This is a genomic window from Sphingopyxis sp. L1A2A, assembly GCF_005502465.1.
In the GTDB taxonomy this organism is placed as follows: domain Bacteria; phylum Pseudomonadota; class Alphaproteobacteria; order Sphingomonadales; family Sphingomonadaceae; genus Sphingopyxis.
On record NZ_SCOT01000062.1, the window covers coordinates 1 to 5,654 of the forward strand.

The following is a 5,654-nucleotide window of genomic DNA, read 5'->3' on the forward strand; positions in this document are numbered from 1 at the left end:
CTTCCCCTCCCCCATGGAGCCCCCATTTGGCCCGCAAATTTCTTTACGTCATCGCCGCCATCATCCTGCTGATCCTCGCCGCCGGGATCGTGTACCAGCTCTATCCGGGCTGGCTCGCGCGCGTCGCCTTTGTTCCCAGCGCCGAATTCAAACAACAGGCCGCGGTCGAACCCAACGCCTATGACGACCCCAAAATGTGGTTCGCGCGGCCGGGAATGGACAAGGATCCGTCGGCCTGGCGCCCCGCCGTCCAGAGCGAAGACGGAACCGCGCCCGACAGCGCCGACGCCCAGTCGCGCGACCAGCTGATCCCGCCCGCCACCGCCGCCGAAGCCGCCCCGCCGCCCGGCGATGCCGCGGTCTTTTTTGTCCACCCGACCAGCTATTACAGCCGCTCGAGCTGGAACGCCCCGCTCGAAGACCGCGATTCGGACCACCGCGCCAATCTGTTCGTTCAGGGCATGGCCAGCGCCTTTGCCGACGCCGGCGAAATCTGGGCGCCGCGCTATCGCCAGGCGACGCTCGGCGCGTTCCTCGCCGAAGACCGCGTCACCGCGGGCAAGGCGATCGACGCCGCCTATCGTGATGTCGAGGAAGCCTTCGACGCCTTCATCGCCGCCCAGCCCAAAACCAAACCGATCATCCTCGCCGGGCACAGCCAGGGCGCGCTCCACCTCACCACCTTGCTCAAGAACCGCATCGCCGGCACCCCGCTCGCGAAACGCATCGTCGCCGCCTATGTCATCGGCTGGCCAATCAGCCTCGATACCGACATGACGGCGCTCGGTCTGCCCGCGTGCGAGACCCCCGAACAAAAGGGATGTATTCTCGGTTGGGCGAGCTTTGCCGACCCCGCCGACCCCGAAATGGTCACCGCCGCCTATGACGGCACCATCGGCTTCGACGGCCGCCCGCGCGCCGACACGCGGATGCTGTGCACCAACCCGCTGACCGGCACCCGCGACGCCGCGGCAGCACCCGACGCCAATCTCGGCACGCTGGTCCCCACCGAAGGCTTCAAAAGCGGGTCGCTCAGCGTCGGCAAGATCGGCGCCACATGCGATGACACGCGCGGCCTGTTGATGATCGGCGATGCCGAGATCGCCAAAAACTATGTCGTCGCGGGCTATGTGCTGCCCGGCAACAATTACCATGTCTATGACATCACCCTGTTCTGGGCGAACGTCCGCGCAGACGCTTTGCGGCGGTTGGCAACCTTCGAGGGCAAGCCGTCGCCGGTGCCGCCTGCGGCGACGCCTTTGGCAACACCGCCTACGGTCGCAGCACCGAATACCTGACTCCGTTCGTGTCGAGCGAAGTCGAGACACGCTTGGCACGCGCAACCCTGCGACGTGTCTCGACTTCGCTCGACACAAGCGGTTAGAGAGGGTGATATGATCACCACCGCCGCCCCCGACTTCGCCGCCCATTTCCCGACCGGCGGCCGCCTCGCAGGTCTCGACGTCGGCACCAAGACCATCGGCGTCGCGACCTGCGATGTGAACTGGAGCTTCGCGACCCCCGACAAGACGATCAAGCGCACCAAATTCACCGCCGACCTCGACGCGCTCAAGGCCGCGCTCGCCGCCCACAGCATCGTCGGCCTCGTCGTCGGCCTGCCGCTAAACATGGACGGCACCGACAGCCCGCGCACCCAGAGCACCCGCGCCTTCGCCCGCAACCTGCTGCCGCTCGGCCTGCCCATACTGCTCTGGGACGAACGCTGGTCCACCGCCGCGGTCGAGCGCGCGATGATCGCCGCCGACGTCAGCCGCGCCAAACGCGCCGACCGCATCGACAGCGCCGCCGCCGCCTTCATCCTGCAAGGCGCGATCGACGCGATGACCCGATAATCCTCCCTGTGACGAAGCCATGGGGAGGATCAGGCTTGCGATTTTCGCAACTCCTGCGTAGACGCTCGGCTTTAATGACAACCTCCACCATCCGACCCGCCAGCGACTATCCGCCCGGCGGCGATGCCTTTCGCCATCGCCACCTGATCGGCATCGCCCAGCTGACCCCGTGGGAGATCAGCTATGTCCTCGACGCCGCCGAAGAGTGGGTCGATCTGAACCGCGCGGGTGCCGCAAAACACAATGACAAGCTCGCCGGCCTCACGATCATCAATGCCTTTTTCGAAAATTCGACGCGCACGCTCTTGTCGTTCGAAATCGCCGGCAAACGCCTCGGCGCCGACGTCGTCAACATGCACGCCGCGCAATCGAGCGTGAAGAAGGGCGAGACGCTGATCGACACCGCGATGACGCTCAACGCGATGCGCGCCGACGCGATGGTGATCCGTCACGGCAGCTCGGGCGCGGTGCAGCTCATCGCCGATAAAGTCGATTGCCCCGTCCTCAACGCCGGCGACGGCCGCCACGAGCACCCGACGCAGGCTTTGCTCGATGCGCTGACGATCCGCCGCCGCCTCGGCCGCGTCGAGGGGCTCACGATTGCGATCTGCGGCGACGTCCTCCACAGCCGCGTCGCGCGCTCGAACATCCTCGCGCTCACCCTGCTCGGCAACGAGGTGCGCGTGGTCGCGCCGCCGACCCTGACCCCGCCTGCGATCGAGCGCATGCATGTGACGACTTTCACCGACATGGACGAAGGGCTGAAGGATGCCGACGTCGTGATGATGCTCCGCCTCCAGAACGAGCGCATGGACGGCGCCTATCTGCCCAGCGCCCGCGAATATCACGCGCTCTACGGCCTCACGCCCAAGCGCCTCGAAAAGGCGAAACCCGATGCCATCGTCATGCACCCCGGCCCGATGAACCGCGGGGTCGAGATCGACAGCAGCATCGCCGACCACCCCACGCGTTCGACGATCACCGAGCAGGTCGAAATGGGGGTCGCCGTGCGCATGGCGTGCCTCGATATTTTGACGCGCCGCCAGCGGGGGGTCGCGGGATGGAACTGAAACCGCTTCTCATCACCAACGCGCGGCTGATCGACGGCGACACCCCGCGCCCGGGCAGCCTGCTCGTGGCGGGCGGCCGCATCGCCGCTATCGACCCGACCGACATTCCCGACGGCACCGAAACCGTCGACGCCAAAGGCCAATGGCTCGCCCCCGGCATCATCGACCTCGGCGTGTTCGCGACCGACAAACCCGCTTTTCACTTTGGCGGCATCACCCGCGCGGCGCTGATGCCCGACGCCGGGCCGCTCGACGACCCCGGCCTCGTCGAGCGCGCTGCCAAGGGCGGCAAGCCCGACCTGTGGGTCCATCCTGTCGCCGCCGCCACCAAAGGCCTCGCAGGCAAGGAACTCGCCGAAATCGGCCTGATGAAAAGCGCCGGCGCCCGCGCCGTCGCCACCGGCCGCACCCGCATTGCCGATGCCGGGGTGATGCGCCGCGTCCTGGCCTATGCCGCGTCGCTCGGTCTCGTCACGATCATCCACGCCGAGGATGAAGGCCTCACCGCGGGTGCGGTCGCGACCGACGGCGAAATGGCGACCCGCCTCGGCCTCGCCTCAGCCCCCGCCATCGCCGAAGCGATCGCGATCGCGCGCGACCTTGCGCTCGTCGAGGAAACCGGCGCGCCGGTCCATTTCCGCCAGGTCACCACCGCGCGCGGGCTCGCGCTTGTTCGCGCCGCCAAGGCCAGCGGCCTCCCCGTCACCTGCGGCATCACCCCCGCGCATCTGTTCCTGTCCGACACCGCGATCGGCGATTTCCGCACCTTCGCGCGCCTGTCGCCGCCGCTGCGCTCCGAGGACGACCGTCACGCCTGCCTCGCCGCGGTCGCCGATGGCACGATCGACATCCTGTCCTCGGGCCACGACCCGCGCGGCCCGGAAGACAAGCGCCTCCCCTTTGCCGAGGCGTTGCCCGGCATGGCGGGCGCCGAAACCCTGCTCGCGCTGGGCCTGAACCTGGTGCGCGACGGCCATGTCGCGCTCGGCCGCCTGTTCGACATGCTTTCCGCCACCCCCGCCTGCGTGCTCGGCGTCAACGCGGGCCGCCTTGAGCCGGGCAAGGAGGCCGACCTCATCCTGATCGACGACGGCACCCCGTGGCAGGTCGATGCGAAAAAGATGGCGGCCTACGCGGGCAACACCCCGTTCGACGGCATGCCCGTGCAGGGCCGCGCAACCGCGATGTGGAAGGGCGGCTTGCGGGTTCGGTAGGCTGGTTTGGGGGTCGGCCCAACTTCCCTATCTTCGTCATCCCGGACTTGATCCGGGATCCATAGCCACGGCCGCCGCATGGACCCCGGATCAAGTCCGGGGTAACGAGGACGTGTAGATCCTCCCTGTGGTGAAGCCATGGGGAGGATAAGGGCTACGTCCGGTCAACCCCCATCAAGCCGCCCACTCCCCCGGATCATCCTCCTCACCAATCAGCGCCAGTCCATGCGCGATCGACGTCAGCTCGCCCCCGGTCGCGATCCGCTCCGCGCCGAACCGCCGCTCGAACAGCGCCCCGATCGCGGGGATCAGCGACGATCCGCCGGTCAGGAACACCCGGTCGATGTCCTCCGGCGTCACCGCCGCGCGGACCAGCGCCGCATCCATCGCCGCCTCGATCCGCCGCAGGTCATCGGCGATCCACGCCTCGAAATCGGCGCGGCGCACGACCGCCTCGATCTCGACCCCATCGCCCGAAAAGCAAAACTCGGCTTCCTCCGCGCTCGACAGCGCGCGCTTCAGCCGCCCTACCGCGTCGTACAGCGGAAACCCCTGCTCATGCTCGATCAGCGCGATCATCCGCCCGATCGGCGCGGGATCGACCACATCGCGCTGCAACCGCTCGAGTTCGTTCAGCGTGCGCCGGTTGCGCATCAGCGCCAGCCGCGACCAGTCGGCAAAATCGCGGAAATGCCCGCCCGGAATCTCGAGCAGCTTGTCGAACGAGCGGTACAGCCCGCCCTTGCCGAGCAAAGGCAGCACCAGCCGGTCGACGATCCGGTAATCGAAGCGGTCGCCCGCAATCCCGATCCCCGCCGATGCCAGCGGCACGCAGCGCCGCGGGCTTCCTGGCGCCGCGACCCGCACGATCGAAAAGTCGGTCGTCCCGCCGCCGAAATCGGCGACCAGGATCGTCGCGGGTTCGGTCAGCCGCGCCGCATAGCTGTGCGCCGCACCCAGCGGCTCGTGGACATAATATATTTCGGTGCCGAACGCCTCGAGCATCGCATCATAGCGTTGCCGCGCCAGCGCCGCGTCGGGCCGCGCCCCGGCATATTCGACCGGCCGCCCGACGATCACCCGCTGCGGCAGCGTGTCGAGCCGCCCCCCGGCGTGCGCGACCAGCCGCTGCAGGAACAGCCGCCCCATATCCTCGAACCGATACGGCTTGTTGAAAATGAGCGCGCGCTCGAACGACGCGCTCGCCACAACGCTCTTGAACGACTGGACGAAGCGGCTGTCGAGCGGCGATTGCAGATATTCGGCGATCGCCCACGGCCCCGCCTCATGCGCGATCCCCTGCCACGCCCGCTCCTCTTCCCAGAAACATAGCGCCGACCGGAACACCGCCCCGGTCGCTTCGCCCCCGGCAAATTCGACCAGCTCCGACCCGCCCTGCCCATCGGTCAGCGCGACGACGCTGTTGGTCGTCCCGAAATCGAGCCCGAGCGCGCGCGGCGTGGCATGGCGGGTCATGGCGGGCTCCTGTGGGTCGGCGGGGGCGGCGCCTATTGCAC

The 5,654-nt window shown here is 68.1% G+C and carries 5 protein-coding genes; 4 read left to right on the forward strand and 1 reads right to left on the reverse strand.

Going from position 1 to position 5,654, the window contains the following annotated elements; all coding sequences use genetic code 11:
- Positions 1 to 26: 26 nt before the first annotated feature.
- From FFS68_RS17600 to FFS68_RS17615, 4 genes are all read left to right on the forward strand, one after another.
- Entirely contained in the window at positions 27 to 1,298 is a 1,272-nt protein-coding gene (locus tag FFS68_RS17600; RefSeq protein WP_137754500.1) for a DUF3089 domain-containing protein, read from the forward strand.
- Between the two features lie 96 nt (positions 1,299 to 1,394).
- Positions 1,395 to 1,853, forward strand: a complete 459-nt coding sequence (ruvX, locus tag FFS68_RS17605; protein WP_137754501.1) for a Holliday junction resolvase RuvX — start codon at positions 1,395 to 1,397, stop codon at positions 1,851 to 1,853.
- A 74-nt stretch (positions 1,854 to 1,927) separates the two neighbouring features.
- On the forward strand, positions 1,928 to 2,923 hold the full coding sequence (locus tag FFS68_RS17610; protein ID WP_137754502.1) for an aspartate carbamoyltransferase catalytic subunit: 996 nt from the start codon (positions 1,928 to 1,930) through the stop codon (positions 2,921 to 2,923).
- A complete protein-coding gene (locus FFS68_RS17615; RefSeq protein WP_137754503.1) occupies positions 2,914 to 4,137 on the forward strand; it encodes a dihydroorotase in 1,224 nt (407 codons plus the stop codon). The genes FFS68_RS17610 and FFS68_RS17615 overlap by 10 nt, the downstream gene beginning before the upstream one ends.
- A 174-nt stretch (positions 4,138 to 4,311) precedes the next feature.
- Here FFS68_RS17615 and FFS68_RS17625 read toward each other — a convergent pair whose 3' ends face one another.
- Entirely contained in the window at positions 4,312 to 5,613 is a 1,302-nt protein-coding gene (locus tag FFS68_RS17625; protein ID WP_137754505.1) for an Hsp70 family protein, read from the reverse strand.
- Positions 5,614 to 5,654 lie beyond the last annotated feature (41 nt).

Coding starts and splice junctions, on each gene's coding strand:
- ruvX (WP_137754501.1), top strand. CDS start 1,395: ATGATCACCACCGCCGCCCCCGACTTCGCCGCCCATTTCCCGACCGGC.
- FFS68_RS17610 (WP_137754502.1), top strand. CDS start 1,928: ATGACAACCTCCACCATCCGACCCGCCAGCGACTATCCGCCCGGCGGC.
- FFS68_RS17615 (WP_137754503.1), top strand. CDS start 2,914: ATGGAACTGAAACCGCTTCTCATCACCAACGCGCGGCTGATCGACGGC.
- FFS68_RS17625 (WP_137754505.1), bottom strand. CDS start 5,613: ATGACCCGCCATGCCACGCCGCGCGCGCTCGGGCTCGATTTCGGGACG.